The organism is Streptococcus oralis (assembly GCF_019334565.1).
GTDB lineage: Bacteria > Bacillota > Bacilli > Lactobacillales > Streptococcaceae > Streptococcus > Streptococcus oralis_CR.
In genome coordinates this window covers 1,241,486-1,260,224 of the sequence record NZ_CP079724.1, presented here as the reverse complement: position 1 = coordinate 1,260,224, position 18,739 = coordinate 1,241,486, and the positions used below count along the sequence as shown (strand labels likewise).

The following is an 18,739-nucleotide window of genomic DNA, read 5'->3' as shown; positions in this document are numbered from 1 at the left end:
GGGATATGCAACGCCGTACTGTTATGTGGGGATTTTTGAAACCTTGGGTTCAAGAATCAGTCAGCTAAATCCACTTTGATGAGACTGTTGGAAATCTTAGTTTATTTGGTATAAGATTTCCTTACAGACCCTCAAAAGTTAGTTAGCGACATCCCCAGTATCTAAGGTGTATATCAAAAGAAAAGATTGAAGAAGATGTAAAGGAAAAAACATGACAAAAAACTTATTAGTAGAACTCGGTCTTGAAGAGTTACCAGCCTACGTAGTAACTCCAAGCGAAAAACAACTAGGTGAAAAAATGGCAACCTTCCTCAAGGAAAACCGCCTTTCTTTTGAAGCCATTCAAACCTTCTCAACACCACGTCGTTTAGCTGTTCGTGTGACTGGTCTTGCAGACAAACAGTCTGATTTGACAGAAGATTTCAAGGGTCCAGCAAAGAAAATTGCCTTGGATAGTGATGGAAACTTCACCAAAGCAGCTCAAGGATTTGTTCGTGGAAAAGGCTTGACGGTTGAAGATATCGAATTCCGTGAAATCAAGGGTGAAGAATATGTCTATGTTACCAAGGAAGAAGTGGGGCAACCAGTTGAAGCCATTGTTCCAGGTGTAGTAGACGTCTTGAAGTCACTGACTTTCCCTGTCAGCATGCACTGGGCTAACAACACTTTTGAATATATCCGCCCTGTACACACTTTGACTGTTCTCTTGGACGAGCAAGAGTTTGACTTGAATTTCCTTGATATCAAGGGCGGTCGTGTAAGTCGTGGTCATCGTTTCTTGGGGCAAGAAACTAAGATTCAGTCAGTATTGAGCTACGAAGAAGATCTTCGTAAGCAGTTTGTAATCGCGGATCCTCGTGAACGTGAGCAAATGATTGTTGATCAAATCAAAGCAATCGAGGCTGAACATGGGGTCCGTATCGAAATTGATGCTGACTTGCTGAATGAAGTCTTGAACTTGGTTGAATACCCAACTGCCTTTATGGGAAGTTTTGATGCAAAATACCTTGAAGTTCCAGAAGAAGTTTTGGTAACTTCGATGAAAGAACACCAACGTTACTTTGTTGTTCGTGATCAAGACGGTAAACTCTTGCCAAACTTCATTTCAGTCCGTAACGGAAACGCAGAGCATTTGGAAAATGTTATCAAGGGTAATGAAAAAGTCTTAGTTGCTCGTTTGGAAGACGGTGAATTCTTCTGGCGTGAAGACCAAAAATTGGTCATTTCAGATCTTGTTGAAAAATTGAACCATGTGACTTTCCATGAGAAGATTGGTTCCCTTCGTGAACACATGATTCGTACGGGGCAGATTGCCATTCTCTTGGCAGAAAAAGCTGGCTTGTCAGTGGATGAAACAGTTGACCTAGCGCGTGCGGCAGCTATTTACAAGTTTGACTTGTTGACGGGTATGGTTGGTGAGTTTGATGAGCTCCAAGGTATTATGGGTGAAAAATATGCCCTTCTTGCTGGAGAAACTCCAGCAGTTGCGGCTGCTATTCGTGAACACTACATGCCTACATCAGCTGACGGAGCTCTTCCAGAGAGTAAGGTGGGAGCCATTCTAGCCATTGCAGACAAATTGGATACGATTTTGAGTTTCTTCTCAGTGGGCTTGATTCCATCAGGTTCTAATGACCCTTATGCTCTTCGTCGTGCGACCCAAGGTGTAGTTCGTATCTTGGATGCCTTTGGTTGGCATATTGCTATGGATGAGTTGATCGATAGCCTTTACAGTTTGAAATTTGACAGCTTGACTTATGAAAATAAAGCAGAGGTTATGGACTTTATCAAGGCTCGTGTTGATAAGATGATGGGTTCTACTCCAAAAGATATCAAGGAAGCAGTTCTTGCAAGTTCAAACTTTGTCGTGGCGGATATGTTGGAAGTAGCAAGTGCTCTCGTAGAAGCAAGCAAGAAAGAAGATTTCAAATCGTCTGTCGAATCCCTCTCACGTGCCTTCAACTTGGCGGATAAGGCAGAAGGTTTTGACACGGTTGATCCTGCCCTCTTTGAGAATGAAGAAGAAAAAGCTTTGGCGGAGGCGGTAGAATCACTCGTTTTGTCAGGAACTGCAAACCAGCAATTAGAACAACTCTTTGCGCTTAGCCCAATTATTGATGCTTTCTTTGAAAATACCATGGTAATGGCTGAAGATCAGACTGTTCGACAAAATCGTTTGGCAATCTTGTCGCAACTAACCAAGAAAGCAGCTAAGCTCGTACGTTTTAACCAAATCAATACGAAATAAACTCAGTCAAATGGACTGTATCTTATTACAAAGGAGAAGAAATGGATCCGAAAAAAATTGCTCGTATCAACGAGCTTGCTAAAAAGAAAAAAACAGAAGGTCTAACTTCTGCTGAAAAAGTGGAACAAGCTAAGCTTCGTGAGGAATACATCGAAGGCTATCGTCGTTCTGTTCGTCACCACATTGAAGGAATCAAAGTTGTGGACGAGGAAGGAAATGACGTTACACCAGAAAAACTACGCCAAGTACAACGTGAAAAAGGTTTACACGGCCGTAGTTTAGATGATCCTAACTCATAAAATGAAAGGGGTTTGTAGATGATTTACAAGCCCCTTGTCTGTTGTAATAAAAAAGAAGGAGCCAAATGGCTCCTTTTTGGTTTCTTAGTTGCTTGCGCCAGAAGTAGCGTCAGCGTCACCACCGTGGCCTCCAGCATCCCCTGAATCAGAAGCGCCAGAAGTAGCATCTGCGTCTCCATGACCTCCGGTAGCAGGAGCAAAAGGTCCGCTACCACCCACCAAACGTTGACCCGTTTCTTTTAGGTACCAGTCAAGCCATGGTTGGAAGTTAAAGACGATTTCATTGATACCAGCGTATGATCCGTCAGGATAGTACATAGCTTGGTAGTTGTGAGTGTTGATAACACCTGCAGGGGAACCTGGAACAATCGTACGAACATATTCTTGGTTTCCGTTGCGAAGTGTTCCGATAACCCACTCTACATTCTTCATGCGTGCTGGCGGAAGAGAACCATGCACAGTTGACATACGGCTACCTGATTGAGGTGGTACACGTTTAGCAAACATGGTGTCTGGATCTTGGTGAGCGTTGTTGTAGTAGAGGAATTGGTTGTTATCGTCAGCGTATGTCAATTCAAATGGCATAGCTTTCAAGAACATATCGATTTGGTTAACTGTCAGGATACCGTGGTCCAATTTGACATAGGTATCACCAGAAACAGCGCCAGTGATTGCTGCAACTTTTTCTACCCATTCTGGATCGTCAGGGTCAACTTCTGTAATGGTTGTTGCAATTGGTTTTCCACAATCCAAGTCTTCTGGTTCGATTGGTTTTGGTTTTTTCAATTTCGAAACGACTCCTACGTATTTAACAAAGTTATCTAAGCAAGTTTCAAGGAATTTAACAGTGCCTTCGTTGGTGATGTTTCCATTGTTATCAAAAGCTTCTTTGGCTTTACCAAGAAGGAACTCATTTCCTGGAAGTGTGTAGGCATTGACACCTGGAGCGTCAAGGATTTTACGAAGGTGAACCTGGGCACGTGAAGTTCCTTGGTCGTAGTATGATGCTCCCACAATCATAACAGGTTTGTTTTCAAATGGATGAACTTCGTATGAAAGCCATTCAAGTACAGATTTGAGCGAAGCTGAGATAGTGTGGTTGTGCTCAGGAGTGGCGATAATGACACCATCAGCACGTGTAATCTTGTTATACAAGAAACGCAATTGGAAGCTTTCGTCCCATTTTTCGTCTTGGTTAAACATTGGAACTTCGTCGATTTCAAGGACTTCTAATTCAAATTTGAATTTGAAATTGCGACGGATAAATTCCAAGAGTTTGCGGTTATATGATTGATCGTAGTTTGATCCAACAAGTCCAACAAATTTCATTCTTTCGGTCTCCTATCTTACAAATTTTCCCAGTCAAATTCTTCTGCATCTTTGCGAAGCAATTCTTGTGCATTGCGCAATTTTTCAGTAATCTTCACAAAGATACGGAAGTCATCAAAGATGGCATCCAATTTCTTGATGACATCAAGGTCAACCAAGTCACCACTTGGGTTAAATGCTTGAAGAGAGTGTGAGAGCAAGAATTCATCTGGAAGAACATTTGCCTTGATTTCAGGAGCATTCAAGATTTGACGAAGTTGCAATTGGGCACGAGATGAACCAAGTGTACCGTAAGAAGCACCAGTGATCATGATTGGTTTGTTCAAAAGTGGGTAGATACCGTAAGATAGCCAAGCAAGAGCGCTCATCAATACCGCAGGGATAGAGTGGTCGTACTCAGGAGTACCGATAATCACACCATCAGCCTCTTCAATTTTAGCTGCAATCTCAAGAATTTCAGCTGGAAGTTGCTTATCTGCTGGTTTGTTGAAAACAGGGATATCCTTGATTTCAACGAGTTCAATTTCAGCTTTATCAGCAAAGTGTTTTTGCATGTATTGGAGCAATTGGCGGTTTGTAGAACGTTTAGAGTTCGTTCCAACAATGGCAATAAGTTTTAGCATGAGATTTCCTTTCTCTTTTTACATAATACAATTTTGAAGGCCTGAAGAACATGCAAGGCGTCCCTCTTTGTCGATGAGGATGGCTTCAATACCATCTATACTTTCGACTTGCCAGAGGATAGAAGCGCTTCGTTCTCCGAAAAGGCGCGTTGTCCAAATCTCACCATCAACGGATTTATCAGAGATAATCGTTAGGCTAGCGAGGTCTGTTTCGACAGGGAATCCTGTCTCACTATCAAAGATATGATGATAGTCTTTTCCATCTACTGTCAGATGGCGTTCATAGATACCTGAAGTGACAACGGATTTGTTAGAAGCAGGAATGGTTAGGAGATGGTTGCCACGAGGATTTCGCGGATCTTGAATCCCAATCTGCCAGGCTTTCCCTTCTTTGGCTTGGTTGTTCCCGATGGTGAGGATATTTCCTCCGAGATTGATCAGGGCAGAGGTGACACCGTGTTCTTTCAAATACTGGGCAACCTTATCTGCACTATAGCCCTTAGCTAAACAACCTAAATCAAGCTTCATTCCTTTCTTCTCTAAAAAGACAGTAGAGCTAGTCGGATCCAACTTGATAAAATGAGGGTCAACTAGAGGCAAGACAGCTTCGATTTCTTTAGAGTCTGGAAGCCGTGCATCTGCAAATCCGATTCGCCAGGTTTGAATCAAGGGACCAATACTGATATTGAGATGGCTAGATGGTGCTAGGCTATGCTCAAGTCCAAGAGCAATCAGTTCAAACAGGTCAGGATGAACCTTAACAGGTGCGATTCCAGCTTGGTAGTTGATTTCCATCAGTTCGGATTCTTGACTGTTGGCGTTAAAGCGGTATTCGAGCTCTTTGAGCAAGTCAAAAGCGTCCTGAAGCAGGATTTCTGCCCGCTCATCTACTAATGAAATCGTGATCGTTGTTCCCATTAGCCGTTCAGAGTGCGAACGAAGAGGCAAGCTACCAACTCCTTTCTTCTTCTTATAGGAAATCATTCAATATAAGGTCGTTAAAGAAAAATTAAACCCCTTACATTTTCTTTCCATGTATCTAGCATATCATAAAGTCAGCGTTTTCACAAATGAATTTTGACAAAAAGTCAAGAAATATGCTCAAAACTAATATGAAAGCGATAGAAAAATTGGATTTATCAATGTTAAGTGTATTTTTTTCTGAAAAAAAGAGAATTCTGAGCAAATATCTTGTAAACGCTAACAGTAAATGATATACTAGAAAGGTAAATCAAAAATTAAAGGTAGGAATTTTTCTATGAGTAAAATCGTTGTAGTTGGTGCTAACCACGCTGGTACAGCTTGTATTAATACCATGTTGGACAACTTCGGACATGAGAACGAAATCGTAGTGTTTGACCAAAACTCAAATATTTCATTCCTTGGTTGTGGAATGGCGCTTTGGATCGGGGAACAAATTGATGGCCCAGAAGGTCTCTTCTACTCTGATAAAGAAAAATTGGAAGCAAAAGGTGCCAAAGTTTACATGAACTCACCAGTTCTTTCAATTGACTACGATAACAAAGTTGTGACTGCAGAAGTTGAAGGAAAAGAGCACAAAGAATCTTATGACAAATTGATCTTTGCAACTGGTTCAACTCCAATCTTGCCTCCAATCGAAGGTGTTGAAATCGTTAAGGGCAACCGCGAATTCAAAGCAACTCTTGAAAATGTACAATTTGTTAAATTGTACCAAAACGCTGAAGAAGTTATTGAAAAACTTGAAGACAAGAGCAAACACCTTGAGCGCATTGCCGTTGTTGGTGGTGGTTATATCGGGGTAGAACTTGCCGAAGCTTTCGAGCGTCTTGGAAAAGAAGTAGTGCTTGTAGATATTGTAGACACTGTCTTGAACGGCTACTATGACAAAGACTTTACTCAAATGATGGCGAAGAACTTGGAAGACCACAACATCCGCTTGGCTCTTGGTCAAACAGTTAAAGCCATCCAAGGTGATGGAAAAGTTGAACGCTTGGTAACAGACAAAGAAACGTTTGATGTGGATATGGTGGTTCTTGCTGTTGGTTTCCGTCCAAACACAGCTCTTGCTGATGGTAAGATTGAACTCTTCCGTAACGGTGCCTTCCTTGTAGATAAGAAACAAGAAACATCTATCCCAGGTGTATACGCTGTTGGTGACTGTGCAACTGTTTATGACAATGCACGTAAAGATACAAGCTACATCGCTCTTGCTTCTAACGCTGTACGTACTGGTATCGTTGGTGCTTATAACGCTTGTGGTCATGAATTGGAAGGAATCGGAGTTCAAGGATCAAACGGTATCTCAATCTACGGTCTTCACATGGTTTCGACTGGTTTGACTCTTGAAAAAGCCAAAGCTGCAGGCTATAATGCAACTGAAACTGGCTTTAACGATCTTCAAAAACCAGAATTTATCAAACATGACAACCACGAAGTTGCCATCAAGATTGTCTTTGACAAAGACAGCCGCGAAATCCTTGGTGCACAAATGGTTTCACATGATGCTGCTATCAGTATGGGAATCCACATGTTCTCACTTGCTATCCAAGAGCATGTAACCATTGATAAATTGGCTTTGACAGACCTATTCTTCTTGCCACATTTCAACAAACCATACAACTACATTACAATGGCTGCACTTACAGCTGAAAAATAGAAATGAATGAACTATCTGGCCTTAAGTTAAGGTCAGATAGTTTTTTTCAATCCATTTGTACCCATACAATTATTGATTTTCTATCTTGTACTTCATTCTAATCTGGCTTAAAATGAAATGGTAGCTACCAATACAAATGATGAGGATTAAGAAATGACTGAAAATCGTTATGAACTAAATAAAAACTTGGCACAGATGCTCAAAGGTGGGGTTATCATGGACGTTCAAAACCCTGAACAGGCTCGTATCGCAGAGGCTGCTGGTGCGGCAGCTGTTATGGCCTTGGAACGGATTCCAGCTGATATTCGTGCAGCTGGTGGGGTTTCCCGTATGAGCGATCCAAAGATGATTAAGGAAATCCAAGAAGCGGTCAGCATTCCAGTGATGGCCAAGGTCAGAATTGGGCATTTTGTTGAAGCTCAGATTTTAGAGGCTATTGAGATTGACTATATCGATGAGAGTGAAGTGCTGTCTCCAGCAGACGATCGTTTCCATGTAGATAAGAAGGAATTTCAAGTTCCTTTTGTCTGTGGAGCTAAGGACTTGGGTGAAGCCTTGCGTCGTATCGCTGAGGGAGCTTCCATGATTCGGACAAAAGGAGAACCGGGGACAGGTGACATCGTTCAAGCCGTTCGTCATATGCGCATGATGAATCAAGAAATACGCCGTATTCAAAATCTTCGCGAAGATGAACTTTATGTGGCTGCCAAGGACTTGCAAGTCCCTGTAGAATTGGTCCAATACGTTCATGAACATGGAAAATTGCCAGTTGTAAACTTCGCAGCTGGAGGTGTTGCAACACCAGCAGATGCTGCGCTGATGATGCAATTGGGGGCAGAGGGTGTCTTTGTTGGTTCAGGTATTTTCAAATCAGGAGACCCTGTTAAACGAGCAAGTGCCATTGTCAAAGCGGTAACCAACTATCATAATCCTCAAATTCTAGCACAAATCTCTGAAGACCTAGGGGAAGCCATGGTTGGAATTAATGAGAATGAAATCCAAATTCTCATGGCAGAGCGAGGAAAATAGATGAAAATTGGAATATTGGCCTTGCAAGGTGCCTTTGCAGAACATGCAAAAGTGCTAGATAAATTAGGAGTCGAGAGTGTTGAAATCAGAAATTTGGATGATTTTCAACAACATCAGAGTGACTTGGTGGGTTTGATATTACCTGGCGGTGAGTCTACAACCATGGGCAAGCTCTTGCGCGACCAGAACATGCTGCTTCCCATCCGAGAAGCCATTCTATCTGGATTACCCGTTTTTGGGACCTGTGCGGGCTTGATTTTGCTGGCTAAGGAAATCACTTCTCAGGAAGAAAGTCATCTAGCGACTATGGACATAGTAGTAGAGCGCAATGCCTATGGGCGCCAACTAGGAAGTTTTTATACAGAGGCAGAATGTAAGGGAGTTGGTCAGATTCCCATGACTTTTATCCGTGGACCGATTATCAGCAGTGTTGGAGAGGGTGTAGAAGTTTTAGCAAAAGTTGATGATCAAATCGTTGCAGCCCAAGAAAAAAATATGCTGGTAACTTCTTTTCATCCAGAATTGACAGATGATGCTCGCTTGCACCAGTATTTTATCAATATGTGTAAAGAAAAAAGTTGAGAAAAGATTCTCAACTTTTTTACATGTAATAAACAATAGCGATGTATTGGAGTGCAGACGCGGCTAGGATAAAGAGATGCCAGATCATGTGGAAATAAGGTTTTTTCTTAGCATAAAATCCAGCTCCAACTGTGTAACATAGTCCGCCTGTTACCATGAGGCTCCAAAAGATTGGCGTTGTTTGACTGATAATGGCAGGAATGATTGCCAGAACCAACCAGCCCATAATCAGGTAAAGTGCAAGGCTGAATTTCTCATTGACCTTTTTAGCAAAGATTTTATAGAGGATGCCGAAAATGGTCGTTCCCCATTGAATGGCAATGATCAGATAGCCAAACCAGTTATTCATCAAAGTCAATACGACCGGCGTATAAGAGCCTGCGATAGCCACATAAATCATAGAATGGTCGATGATTCGCAAGACGTATTTGTGGGTCGAACCATAGGCCATAGAGTGGTAAATGGTTGACGAGAGGAACATGAGAAAGAGACTGATAACAAAGATAGAAACACCAAAAGATGATAAAAATCCATGTGCTTCATAACTATAGGTGGATGAAATAGGGAGCAAGATGAGCATGATAACGGCACCCACAGCATGGGTCACGCTATTAGCAATTTCCTCTCCAAAACTGAGTTTTTTACTGAGCTTTAGGCTGGTATTCATTGGATTTCCTCCTTGTCTTTACTAAGGATTAAGTCTAGAGTTTGATGATAGAGTTTAACGGTTTGACAGCTAGTTTGGATAATAGAATTTTCTGGATCAATCCCATGGTTCATGTAGTCTACAAAAGCATCGTAGAGCTGGTCTGAGCTTGCTTGAGTTTGCAGAGTATTCAGTGTTTGAGCGATTTCTTGGATCGAAAAGACAGACTTTAGAGTGGTGATGGCAATTAAACGGGCAATCTGTTTGCGTTGGTATTTTTTCTTGTCTGGCTTTGTCAGGTAACCATGTTTGACATAGTTATTGACCATGGATGCTGTTAGTCCTTTGTCCTTATCTGGAGAGATAGGGGCACAGACTTGATTGACATAAAGCAAAACCTGATCCAGATAGAGGTCAATGTTTGGAATGTCTTCCCATTTTGGGTAGGAAAAGTTAGAATTCATTTCCAACTCCTTTTTATCTAGTTTCGATAACTAGATTATAAAATAATAAAAAACAAAAGTCAAGTTTCAACCGCTTGTAGAAAGCTTTAAATTATGCTATGATGAGAGAAACTAGTTAGAAATGAGGGGAAAAGATGGAGATTCGTTTAGCTTTTCCAAACGAAGTAGATGCGATTATGCAGGTGATGGAGGATGCCAAAAAGTGCTTAGCCAAGTCTGGTAGCGACCAGTGGCAAAATGGCTATCCAAATGCCGATATCATTATTGATGATATTATCTCAGGCCAAGCCTATGTGGCCTTGGAAGAAGGAGAACTGCTAGCCTATGCTGCTGTGACCAAGAGTCCAGAAAAAGCCTATGAAGCCATTTATGAAGGAAGTTGGCAGGGGGAAGAATCAGAATATCTGGTCTTTCACCGTATCGCTGTGGCAGCAGATGTCCAAGGACAAGGTGTTGCTCAGACTTTCCTAGAAGGCTTGATTGAAGGTTTTGATTATCTAGATTTTCGTTCAGATACGCATGTAGAAAACAAGGCCATGCAGCATATCTTTGAAAAGCTAGGCTTCCAACAGGTTGGTAAGGTTCCAGTTGATGGGGAACGTTTGGCCTATCAGAAATTAAAAAAATGAAGCAGAATAAGTACGCAAAAATGCTCTACCCGTCGCCAATTGGAACCTTATCCTTAGTTGCTGACGAGCAATATCTGTATGGAATTTGGGTACAGGACCAAACTCATTTTGAGAGGGGAATCGCTGGAGATAGTATAGAAATAGTTAAGAAACATCCTGTCCTAGACCAGGTTATTTCCTATTTAGATACCTATTTCGAAGGCAGTGTTCAGGATCTATCTGACTTACCTTTGGCTCCTATTGGAACAGATTTTGAAAAGCGGGTCTGGGCTTACTTACAGGCCATTCCTTATGGTCAAACAGTGACGTACGGTCAAATAGCTCGAGACTTGCAGGTGCCCTCTGCCCAAGCGATTGGCGGAGCAGTGGGGCGTAATCCCTGGTCCATCCTCGTCCCCTGTCACCGAGTGCTAGGGTCAGGAAATCGTCTGACAGGCTATGCTTCGGGAGTTGAAAAGAAAGCCTGGCTCTTGGAGCATGAAGGCGTAGCATTTCAAGAAAATAAAAAATAGAAAGAAAAGAAGATGTTAGAATTTATCGAATACCCAAAATGATCAACTTGTAAGAAAGCAAAAAATGAATTGGATAAACTTGGACTGGAATACCAAGATGTCCACATCGTAGAAGAAACCCCAAGTGAAGAAGTGATTTTGAACTGGTTAGAAACTTCCGGTTTTGAAGTGAAACAATTTTTCAATACCAGCGGGATTAAATACCGTGAACTGGGCTTGAAAGATAAGGTGGGAAGTTTGTCAAAACAAGAAGCAGCCAAGCTTCTAGCCAGTGATGGCATGTTATTGAAACGTCCAATTTTGGTGGAGAATGGTGCTGTTAAACAAATTGGCTATAGAAAGACCTATGAGAACTTAGGTTTGAGATAGTTTTTATTTATCTCCTTGATAGGTAAAATATATAGCCTCCCTGTTTTAAAGTGTGATAAACTAGAAGATAGACAAAGTCTTAGTAGCCCGCCCGTAGCAAATAATTTGCTTGCGAGCAGAAGTATGATAGAATGGATCATTATCAGGAGAGGATGTTTTTATGACTGTTACAACATTTTTAGCATCAGATTGGTACCAAAGTTTGATGCAACTCATTCCGGATGGTAAGCTCTTTAGTTTGCGTTCGGTCTTTGATGGAATTCCAAGGATTGTCCAACAACTGCCTACAACCTTGATGTTGACGCTTGGAGGTGCACTCTTTGGTTTGCTACTTGCCCTAATTTTTGCCATTGTTAAGATCAATCGTGTTAAGATTCTATATCCCTTGCAGGCCTTTTTCGTCAGCTTCTTAAAAGGTACCCCAATCCTAGTTCAACTTATGTTGACCTACTACGGAATTCCTTTGGCACTGAAAGCTATCAACCAACAATGGGGAACTGGTCTCAATATCAATGCGATTCCAGCAGCGCTTTTTGCGATTGTGGCCTTTGCTTTTAATGAGGCGGCTTATGCAAGTGAAACGATTCGTGCGGCCATCCTTTCTGTTAATCCCGGTGAAATTGAGGCGGCACGCAGTTTGGGTATGACGCGAGCGCAAGTTTATCGTCGCGTGATTATTCCAAATGCGGCGGTAGTTGCGACACCGACTTTGATTAATTCCCTTATCGGTTTGACCAAGGGAACTTCTCTAGCCTTTAGCGCAGGTGTTGTGGAGGTCTTTGCCCAAGCTCAGATTTTAGGTGGAGCAGTTTACCGCTATTTTGAACGCTTCATCTCCGTTGCTCTCGTTTACTGGGTGGTCAATATCGGAATTGAAAGCCTCGGCCGTTTCATCGAGAGAAAAATGGCTATCTCAGCACCGGATACAGTGTCTACAGATGTGAAAGGAGACCTTCGTTAATGATTAAGATTTCGAATTTAAGCAAATCCTTTTCAGGACAGACAGTCTTGAATCATCTGAACTTGGATATCCAAAAAGGTGAGGTAGTGGCTTTGATAGGTTCATCTGGAGCTGGGAAATCAACCTTTCTTCGTAGTTTGAACTACCTTGAAACTCCAGATAGTGGAACGATTCAGATTGACAATTTTAAAGTTGATTTTTCTCAGATTAGCCAAGAAGAGATCCTAACCCTTCGTCGCAAGTTGTCCATGGTTTTCCAACAGTTTAATTTGTTTGAACGCCGAACTGCTCTTGACAATGTCAAGGAAGGTTTGATTGTCGTTAAAAAATTATCGGACGAGGAAGCAACAAAAATCGCCAAGGAAGAGTTGGCTAAGGTTGGACTTTCTGACCGTGAAAACCATTACCCTCGCCACTTATCAGGTGGACAGAAGCAACGGGGTGCCCTCGCGCGTGCGCTTGCTATGAAACCAGATGTCTTGCTCTTGGACGAACCCACTTCAGCCCTCGACCCAGAGTTGGTCGGTGAAGTAGAAAAGTCTATTGCAGATGCTGCCAAGTCAGGTCAGACCATGATTTTGGTCAGTCACGATATGTCTTTTGTAGCCCAAGTGGCAGACAAGGTTTTATTCCTAGATAAAGGGAAAATTATCGAGTCTGGCACACCGGATGAAATCATCAATCATCCGAAAGAAGAACGAACAAAAGAATTCTTTGCTAGTTACAAACGGACTTATATTTGATATAATAGAAAAAGGAAAACTCAGTTAGTTGGACTAGCTGAGTTTACTCTTTAAAAAAGATAGAAACGAGAGAGATCATGCTACTGCATCTATTTTCTTTATATTTCGAGAGTTTGATCTTAACGACCATCCTTGTCGTGATTTTTCTGGGGATTTGGATCGGATTGAGAGCCATGTCTGGTGTGGACAAGACAGCCAAAGCTCGCCAAGCTCATCTCTATGATATGATTATGATTGGAGTTTTGGTCGTTCCGGTGTTATCCTTTGCCGTCATGAGTTTGCTCTTGGTTTTCAAGGCATAATCCTTGCGTGGCTAGCAAGAATGAGTTAGAATAAAGATAGTTACAACAAGAAAGAAGGAATCGAAATGTACGATACGATTATTGTCGGTGCTGGACCTGCGGGAATGACCGCTGCCTTATATGCCGCTCGCAGCAATCTGAAAGTGGCTTTGATTGAAGGTGGTCTGCCAGGCGGGCAAATGAACAACACATCTGATATTGAAAACTATCCAGGTTATGCCAACATCAGTGGACCTGAATTGGCTGAAAAGATGTTTGAACCACTTGAAAACCTTGGAGTGGAGCATCTTTATGGCTATGTTGAAAATATTGAAGACAAGGGTGACTATAAGAAGGTAATCACTGATGATCAAGTTTACGAAACCCGTACTGTCATCGTGGCAACTGGGTCAAAACACCGTCTCTTAGGGGTTCCCGGAGAAGAAGAACTGACCAGTCGCGGTGTTTCTTATTGTGCAGTCTGTGATGGAGCTTTCTTCCGTGACCAAGACTTGCTCGTAGTCGGTGGTGGAGATTCGGCAGTAGAAGAAGCCCTCTTCTTGACTCGCTTTGCCAAGACTGTTACCATTGTTCACCGTCGTGACCAACTTCGTGCCCAAAAGGTTTTGCAAGACCGTGCTTTTGCAAATGAGAAAGTCAACTTTATCTGGGACTCTGTAGTCAAGGAAATCAAAGGTGAAAACCGAGTAGAATCTGTCGTATTTGAAAATGTGAAAACAGGTCAAGTGACTGAGCAAATCTTTGGAGGTGTCTTTATCTACGTCGGTTTAGATCCTGTTAGTGATTTTGTTAAAGAATTGAATATCCAAGACCAGGCAGGCTGGATTGTGACAGACAATCACATGAAAACTGCCGTTGACGGTATCTTTGCGATTGGGGATGTTCGCCAGAAAGACCTTCGCCAAGTAACAACAGCAGTTGGAGATGGGGCTATCGCTGGTCAAGAAGCCTACAAATTTATTACTGAACATAGTTAAAAAAGTTTCCAATCACTTGATTGGAAACTTTTTTATAGTCGGTTTCGGAAAACTTCGTACATGAGAATGGCTGCAGCAACACTGGCATTGAGGCTTTGAACATGTCCATTCATGGGAATGGTAATCATCTCATCGACCTGTTTTTTGATGTTGCTGGAGATGCCTTTTCCTTCATTTCCGATGATGAGGGCGATTTTCCCTTTTGTATTCCACTTGTGGCAAGGAGTACCGTTCATATCCGTTCCGAAGGTCCAGAAGCCTTCATCCTTGAGTTTATCTAGGGTTTGACTGAGGTTGGTCACTCGCGCAATCGGTACATGCTCAATAGCACCTGTAGCTGTTTTAGCAACGACAGGAGTTACACCGACAGCACGGTGCTTGGGAATGATGACTCCTGAAACATTGGTCGCATCAGCTGTTCGCAAGATAGAACCTAGATTATGGGGGTCAGTTAATCCGTCCAGAATCAATAGCAAAGGGTTTTCTTCTTGACGCGTTTTGGCAAGAATGTGTTCTAGCTCGCTATAGGCAAATTCAGAAACTCGAAGGACAAATCCTTGATGGACAGCGCCTTCGGTCATTTCAGAGAGGGATTTTTTTGAGGTCCAAGAAATGGATACCTTCTTTTCTGTAGCCAGTTCCTTGACTTTTTCAACATTCTTACCTCGAAGATCTTCTTGGAGGTAAAGTTTATTTCCAGTGTTTGCAAGGAGGGCTTCTGTGACGGCGTGGACGCCATAGACAATATCATTTGTTTTCATGCCTCTATTATAACACAAAACCCCGTCTTGCAACGGGATTTTCTTTATTCGAGGATGAGGAGTCCATCTTTGACAGCAAATGGGTCTTTTTCATTGATACGATCGTAAAACATAATTCCGTTTAGATGATCAATTTCATGTTGGACAACAATGGAGTTGTAGCCCTTGAGCTTGATACGGTGTTTTTCGCCGTCCTTGTCAAAGTAATCAACAGTGACACGGGCATGACGGACAACATAGCCTGGCACATTTCGGTCAACAGAAAGGCAACCTTCTCCTTCGCCAAGAGCAGCGTCCTGAACAGAGTGAGAGACGATTTTTGGATTGTACATAATAGCTTGCAAGTCGTAGGCTTCCTGAGGAGTTTCACCTTCTTCTACAATATTTGGGACCAAAACGGCAATAATGCGTTTTGAGATATCGAGTTGGGGAGCAGCCAATCCAACACCACCGCGGAGCCCCATTTTCTCAGCCATAACAGGATCTTGGGAATGTTTGAGGAATTGCATCATCTTTTCGCCAAGGATGATTTCCTGGTCAGACAGTGGGAAAGTGACCTCCTCAGCAACTGCGCGAAGCGTCGGATTCCCCTCGCGGATAATATCGTTCATATCAATTAAGTGAGCAGCTTTTGTAATACGTTCTATAGCAGACATTTTCTCTCCTTTCATTACCTCTACATGATAACACAAAATAGGCGAGAAAGAAAGTCGCAGAAGTTCCTAAAAAATAATATAATAAACGGTATTCCTCTTTTGTCTGTGGTATAATAAAAGAAAAGACTTGCAGTAAAAGCAAGGGGGGAATAAAGATGGAAAAGCGACAAGATAGACGGTCTCATGGAGCTATTGATGGATTGTTGGAGAAAAGTATTGGTTTCTTTCGGAATTATAAATCCTGGACCAATGCTCAGTTTATTATTGTGTTACTGCTTGCAGTTGCCTTATCCATGGGGGGGAACTTATTAGTTCGAGCAGTACAAGGTAGTAAGGGAACGAGTCCTAGTAGTCAAACTCTTGATTCTGCAAGTACTTCCAGTCAATCCAAGGAAGATCAGTCTGGTGAAACGACGGCGCGTATCATGGCAAATGGTGACCTTCTTTATCATATCCCCATCTACCGAACAGCTCTTAAAGAAGATGGGACCTATGATTTCCATGAAAATTTTGAGTATGTAAAACCCTGGCTCAAACAAGCGGATTTGGTGATTGGTGACTTTGAAGGAACGGTGAACAAGGACCACTACTTGGCAGGTTATCCTCTCTTTAATGCACCAGGGGAAGTCATGGATGCGATCAAGGATGCAGGCTACCAAGTTCTAGACTTGGCTCATAATCACATCTTGGATTCTCAAATTGAGGGAGTGGTTTCGACGGCTCAAGCTATTGAAAAGGCTGGAATGACACCCATCGGAGTCTACACGCATGAATCCCGAGACCAAGCACCTATAGTCATCAAGGAAGTCAATGGTATCAAGGTAGCTCTCCTGGCCTATTCTTACGGTTTTAATGGCATTGAGCAGTATATCTCTCAAGAGGACTATAATCGCTATCTTTCTGATTTGAATGAAGATAAGATGAAGGCAGAAATCGAGCGTGCAGAGAAGGAGGCGGATATTACTGTCATCATGCCTCAGATGGGAATTGAGTACCAGCTAGAACCAACGGAAGAACAGAAAACACTGTACCATAAGATGATTGACTGGGGAGCAGATATTATCTTTGGAGGGCATCCTCACGTCGTTGAACCTGCTGAAACAGTTGAAAAAGATGGTGACAAAAAACTGATCATCTACTCCATGGGAAATTTCCTCTCAAATCAACGCATTGAAACCATGCAAGACGAGGAAAATGCCAAGTGGACGGAGCGCGGTGTTCTCATGGATGTGACCATTAAGAAAAAAGATGGCAAGACTAGGATTGAAACGGCCAAAGCGCATCCTACTTGGGTCAATCGAACACCCAAAGGGACTTACTCTCCAGAAGGCTATCCGCTCTTCCTCTATCAGACCTATATCCTAGAGGACTTCATCGAGGGAGGCAGTCACCGTGAGCAGTTGGATGAGGCGACCAAGGAACGAATTGACACGGCCTATAAAGAAATGAATGAACATGTAGGGTTGAAGTGGTAGGTACTCGCCCTAAAGGAGATATGATGACGATTAAATTAATTGCAACAGACATGGATGGAACCTTGCTAGACCCAAGGGGGCAGCTGGATTTGCCCCGCTTGGAAAAGATTTTAGATCTGCTGGATCAAAGGGATATTCGTTTTGTCATTGCGACGGGGAATGAAGTTCACCGTATGAGGCAATTACTAGAACACTTGGCGAGTAGAGTAGTTCTAGTCGTTGCCAATGGGGCGCGTATTTTTGAAAACAATAAACTGATTCAAGCGCAGACCTGGGATGATGCCATGGTTGATAAGGCTTTAGTTCATTTTAAAGGGAGAGAGTGCCGAGATCAGTTTGTCGTAACAGGTATGAAGGGTGGTTTTGTCAAGAAAGGGACTGTTTTTACAGACCTAGAAAAATTTATGACACCAGAGATGATTGAAAAGTTCTATCAACGAATGAATTTTGTGGAAGACTTGCAAGCTGACCTCTTTGGTGGAGTGTTAAAGATGAGCATGGTTGTTGGAGAGGAACGTTCTAGTTCTGTTTTGCAGGAAATCAATGACCTCTTTGATGGGCGTGTAAGAGCTGTTTCCAGCGGTTATGGTTGCATTGACATCCTCCAAGCCGGGATTCATAAAGCATGGGGATTGGAAGAATTACTCAAGCGCTGGGATTTGACATCGGAACAGATCATGGCTTTTGGTGATAGTGAAAATGATGTCGAAATGTTAGAGCTGGCTGGAATTGCCTATGCGATGGAAAATGCAGCTGATAATGTCAAGGCAGTTGCGACTGCCCTGGCACCAGCCAACAGCCAGGCGGGCGTTTATCAAGTTCTAGAGAATTGGTTAGAGAAAGAGGGATAGGGTGGCAGTACAGTTATTAGAGAATTGGCTCCTAAAAGAGCAGGAGAAGATTCAAACCAAGTATCGTGAATTGAATCAAGTTTCTGTCCTAGAGCCAGATGTAATTTTTATCGGCGATTCGATTGTGGAATATTATCCTCTACAAGAGTTGTTTGGGACTGCAAAGACGATTGTCAATCGTGGCATCCGAGGCTACCAGACGAAACTGTTATTAGAGAATCTAGATGCCCATCTTTATGGTGATGCTGTGGATCAAATTGTTCTCCTAATTGGGACAAATGATATTGGAAAAGATATTCCCATGAATGAAGCCTTGGATAATCTCGAGCGTGTAATCCAATCGATTGCCAGAGAATATCCGCTGTCACAAATAAAGCTCCTTTCCATTTTGCCAGTCAATGAGGGAGAGAAATACAAGCAGACAGTATATATTCGTACCAATGAAAAGATTAGAGAATGGAATCAAGCCTATGATGCTCTAGCATCCGCCTATGTGCAGGTAGATTTTGTGCCGATTTATGATAGTTTGGCAGATTCAGAAGGGCAACTTCAATCAGCCTATACAACGGATGGCCTCCATCTAAGTGTAGCCGGTTATCAAGCCTTATCAGAAGCCTTAAAAGGGGTTCTTTTCTAAAGAAACGG

General features: G+C 42.4%; 22 protein-coding genes. 15 read left to right on the top strand and 7 right to left on the bottom strand.

Annotated elements, in window-relative coordinates:
• Window positions 1-211 precede the first annotated feature (211 nt).
• Together glyS and KX728_RS06270 are read left to right on the top strand one after the other, a co-directional pair.
• Window positions 212-2,248 (top strand): glycine--tRNA ligase subunit beta, encoded by a 2,037-nt coding sequence (gene glyS, locus KX728_RS06275; RefSeq protein ID WP_215804516.1) that lies wholly within the window; start codon window positions 212-214, stop codon window positions 2,246-2,248.
• A 41-nt stretch (window positions 2,249-2,289) separates the two neighbouring features.
• Complete coding sequence (locus KX728_RS06270) at window positions 2,290-2,547, top strand: DUF896 family protein (RefSeq protein ID WP_049478328.1); 258 nt, start codon at window positions 2,290-2,292, stop codon at window positions 2,545-2,547.
• Window positions 2,548-2,631: 84 nt separating this feature from the next.
• Here KX728_RS06270 and KX728_RS06265 read toward each other — a convergent pair whose 3' ends face one another.
• From KX728_RS06265 to KX728_RS06255, 3 genes are read right to left on the bottom strand one after another with little or no spacing between them, the layout of a single operon-like run.
• Window positions 2,632-3,876, bottom strand: a complete 1,245-nt coding sequence (locus KX728_RS06265; protein WP_215804517.1) for an NAD(P)H-dependent oxidoreductase — start codon at window positions 3,874-3,876, stop codon at window positions 2,632-2,634.
• A gap of 17 nt (window positions 3,877-3,893) precedes the next feature.
• Window positions 3,894-4,499 (bottom strand): NADPH-dependent FMN reductase, encoded by a 606-nt coding sequence (locus KX728_RS06260; RefSeq protein ID WP_000915935.1) that lies wholly within the window; start codon window positions 4,497-4,499, stop codon window positions 3,894-3,896.
• Window positions 4,500-4,517: 18 nt separating this feature from the next.
• Window positions 4,518-5,447 (bottom strand): FAD:protein FMN transferase, encoded by a 930-nt coding sequence (locus KX728_RS06255; protein ID WP_215804955.1) that lies wholly within the window; start codon window positions 5,445-5,447, stop codon window positions 4,518-4,520.
• 310 nt (window positions 5,448-5,757) lie between these two features.
• On the opposite strand from KX728_RS06255, the gene nox reads away from it, so the two are divergent.
• From nox to pdxT, 3 genes are all read left to right on the top strand, one after another.
• Window positions 5,758-7,137 carry a H2O-forming NADH oxidase gene (nox, locus tag KX728_RS06250; protein WP_000036761.1) on the top strand — a complete coding sequence of 460 codons (1,380 nt, stop codon included), beginning with the start codon at window positions 5,758-5,760 and terminating at the stop codon, window positions 7,135-7,137.
• A gap of 153 nt (window positions 7,138-7,290) precedes the next feature.
• Entirely contained in the window at window positions 7,291-8,166 is an 876-nt protein-coding gene (gene pdxS / locus KX728_RS06245) for a pyridoxal 5'-phosphate synthase lyase subunit PdxS (protein WP_215804518.1), read from the top strand.
• Complete coding sequence (gene pdxT / locus KX728_RS06240; RefSeq protein ID WP_219108618.1) at window positions 8,167-8,748, top strand: pyridoxal 5'-phosphate synthase glutaminase subunit PdxT; 582 nt, start codon at window positions 8,167-8,169, stop codon at window positions 8,746-8,748.
• Between the two features lie 19 nt (window positions 8,749-8,767).
• Here the strand turns inward: pdxT and trhA are convergent, their stop codons facing one another.
• Together trhA and KX728_RS06230 are read right to left on the bottom strand one after the other, a co-directional pair.
• Window positions 8,768-9,415, bottom strand: coding sequence for a PAQR family membrane homeostasis protein TrhA (trhA, locus tag KX728_RS06235; RefSeq protein WP_001097972.1), 648 nt, complete (start codon window positions 9,413-9,415; stop codon window positions 8,768-8,770).
• On the bottom strand, window positions 9,412-9,858 hold the full coding sequence (locus tag KX728_RS06230) for a DUF1836 domain-containing protein (RefSeq protein ID WP_049478331.1): 447 nt from the start codon (window positions 9,856-9,858) through the stop codon (window positions 9,412-9,414). The genes trhA and KX728_RS06230 overlap by 4 nt, the downstream gene beginning before the upstream one ends.
• Window positions 9,859-9,992: 134 nt before the next feature.
• On the opposite strand from KX728_RS06230, the gene KX728_RS06225 reads away from it, so the two are divergent.
• The 7 genes from KX728_RS06225 (at window position 9,993) to trxB (ending at window position 14,351) form a co-directional block, all read left to right on the top strand.
• Entirely contained in the window at window positions 9,993-10,487 is a 495-nt protein-coding gene (locus tag KX728_RS06225; protein WP_215804520.1) for a GNAT family N-acetyltransferase, read from the top strand.
• The gene (locus tag KX728_RS06220) at window positions 10,484-10,999 is read left to right on the top strand and encodes a methylated-DNA--[protein]-cysteine S-methyltransferase (RefSeq protein ID WP_215804521.1); all 516 of its coding nucleotides are present in this window, start codon (window positions 10,484-10,486) and stop codon (window positions 10,997-10,999) included. The genes KX728_RS06225 and KX728_RS06220 overlap by 4 nt, the downstream gene beginning before the upstream one ends.
• Window positions 11,000-11,011: 12 nt before the next feature.
• Window positions 11,012-11,368, top strand: coding sequence for an arsenate reductase family protein (locus KX728_RS06215; protein WP_215804522.1), 357 nt, complete (start codon window positions 11,012-11,014; stop codon window positions 11,366-11,368).
• A 160-nt stretch (window positions 11,369-11,528) separates the two neighbouring features.
• Window positions 11,529-12,329: an amino acid ABC transporter permease gene (locus KX728_RS06210; protein WP_215804523.1), complete on the top strand. Its 801-nt coding sequence runs from the start codon at window positions 11,529-11,531 to the stop codon at window positions 12,327-12,329.
• Window positions 12,329-13,072, top strand: coding sequence for an amino acid ABC transporter ATP-binding protein (locus KX728_RS06205; RefSeq protein WP_215804524.1), 744 nt, complete (start codon window positions 12,329-12,331; stop codon window positions 13,070-13,072). The genes KX728_RS06210 and KX728_RS06205 overlap by 1 nt, the downstream gene beginning before the upstream one ends.
• Window positions 13,073-13,149: 77 nt before the next feature.
• The gene (locus tag KX728_RS06200; protein ID WP_000924294.1) at window positions 13,150-13,374 is read left to right on the top strand and encodes a DUF4059 family protein; all 225 of its coding nucleotides are present in this window, start codon (window positions 13,150-13,152) and stop codon (window positions 13,372-13,374) included.
• Window positions 13,375-13,439: 65 nt separating this feature from the next.
• Complete coding sequence (gene trxB / locus KX728_RS06195) at window positions 13,440-14,351, top strand: thioredoxin-disulfide reductase (protein ID WP_219108614.1); 912 nt, start codon at window positions 13,440-13,442, stop codon at window positions 14,349-14,351.
• A gap of 32 nt (window positions 14,352-14,383) precedes the next feature.
• Here trxB and rlmB read toward each other — a convergent pair whose 3' ends face one another.
• Window positions 14,384-15,112 carry a 23S rRNA (guanosine(2251)-2'-O)-methyltransferase RlmB gene (gene rlmB, locus KX728_RS06190; RefSeq protein ID WP_000855758.1) on the bottom strand — a complete coding sequence of 243 codons (729 nt, stop codon included), beginning with the start codon at window positions 15,110-15,112 and terminating at the stop codon, window positions 14,384-14,386.
• 44 nt (window positions 15,113-15,156) lie between these two features.
• Window positions 15,157-15,768 carry a peptide deformylase gene (def, locus tag KX728_RS06185; protein WP_042767740.1) on the bottom strand — a complete coding sequence of 204 codons (612 nt, stop codon included), beginning with the start codon at window positions 15,766-15,768 and terminating at the stop codon, window positions 15,157-15,159.
• Window positions 15,769-15,923: 155 nt separating this feature from the next.
• Here def and KX728_RS06180 point away from each other — a divergent pair, with 155 nt between their 5' ends.
• Genes KX728_RS06180 through KX728_RS06170 form a run of 3 tightly spaced genes read left to right on the top strand, consistent with a single transcriptional unit; the run spans window position 15,924 to window position 18,731 of the window.
• Window positions 15,924-17,243 carry a CapA family protein gene (locus KX728_RS06180; protein WP_080980458.1) on the top strand — a complete coding sequence of 440 codons (1,320 nt, stop codon included), beginning with the start codon at window positions 15,924-15,926 and terminating at the stop codon, window positions 17,241-17,243.
• 23 nt (window positions 17,244-17,266) lie between these two features.
• Complete coding sequence (locus KX728_RS06175; RefSeq protein WP_065371700.1) at window positions 17,267-18,094, top strand: Cof-type HAD-IIB family hydrolase; 828 nt, start codon at window positions 17,267-17,269, stop codon at window positions 18,092-18,094.
• Window position 18,095: 1 nt separating this feature from the next.
• Window positions 18,096-18,731, top strand: coding sequence for an SGNH/GDSL hydrolase family protein (locus KX728_RS06170; RefSeq protein WP_065371701.1), 636 nt, complete (start codon window positions 18,096-18,098; stop codon window positions 18,729-18,731).
• Window positions 18,732-18,739 lie beyond the last annotated feature (8 nt).